A 1248-nucleotide genomic window follows, 5' to 3' on the forward strand; every position below is an offset into this window, starting at 1 on the left:
GCGTTAGCGGGACGGAGTCCTCTCGCCTCTCCAGGAGCAAACCCGATTCTCCTTGCTGCTGCGAGCGACTTTCAAGCGGCTCTGAAGGCAGAGCTTCCATCCGTCCAGAGCGTTGCCATCCTCCCCGCTCCCGTGCTGCGGAGATTGTGCTGCCGGCAGGGGGCCATTGGGGGCCAGATAGAGCCGGGCGCCCGTTTGCGCCAGCGGTGCTCCGCACTATCACCACCTGGCCGTGTTCGTCTAAACTGCGGGTTTGGGTCAGCGGCTCGCGGTTGCGCAAGAGACGATCCACAGTGGCGGCCACATCTTCGTGGATGACCCAGCGGGATCGCTCCAGCATCTCTATGGCAATCTCAAACGTAGGGGGAGCTTTGCGCTCCAACACACTCTTTTGAGAGCCGCGCCGCCGCGCCTCTTCATCTCCCAGGGTGACGGATTGGATCCCGCCCACCAAGTCTGAGAGGGTGGGATTTTTGATCAGGTTGTCGATGCGGTTGCCATGGGCAGTGGCCACCAGTTGTACCCCCCGCTCGGCAATGGTACGAGAGGCCAAAGCTTCCAGTTCAGTGCCGATCTCGTCGATGACCACCACTTCGGGCATGTGGTTCTCCACCGCCTCAATCATCACCTTGTGCTGCAGCTCTGGGCTGGCCACCTGCATCCGTCTGGCCCGACCAATACCCGGATGGGGCACATCGCCATCGCCGGCAATCTCGTTGGAAGTGTCGATAATGACCACTCGTTTGCCCAGCTCATCGGCCAGCACACGGGCAATCTCCCGCAAGGCCGTGGTTTTACCCACCCCCGGTCGGCCCAGCAACAGCATGGAGCGCCCCTGTTCCACCAGGTCGCGGATCATGCTGATCACGCCGATAACGCAGCGACCCACCCGACAGGTAAGGCCGATGATCGTGCCTTGGCGGTTTCGGATGGCACTGATCCGGTGCAGGGTAGAGGCAATGCCTGCGCGGTTGTCACTGCTGAACTCTCCAACCCGGCTGATCACCTGATCCAAGTCGGCCCGGGTGATCACGTCTTCTGAAAGGTAATCGGCAAAGCCGGGGAAGCGGGCTTCGGGGCGGCGACCCAAATCCAGCACCACCTCCACCAACCGATCCAAGTGGGGATGCTGTTCTAGGCGCTCACGAATCGGAGCAGGCAGGATATCCAAAAGCTTACTCAGGTCGTCGCTGTATTGAACCTGGCCGGGAAAGCCGGTACGTTCACGTAAGCGGTGCGGAGCACTTT

1 protein-coding gene is annotated in these 1248 nt (G+C 61.3%); it reads right to left on the reverse strand.

Translation table 11 applies throughout. From position 1 onward, the window contains the following. Positions 1-1183 (reverse strand): AAA family ATPase (locus tag NW819_RS12365; protein WP_414413925.1); only part of this gene is annotated, 1183 nt, incomplete at its 3' end. Positions 1184-1248: the final 65 nt, after the last annotated feature.

The organism is Synechococcus sp. R8-2 (assembly GCF_047461715.1).
Lineage (GTDB): Bacteria > Cyanobacteriota > Cyanobacteriia > Thermostichales > Thermostichaceae > Thermostichus.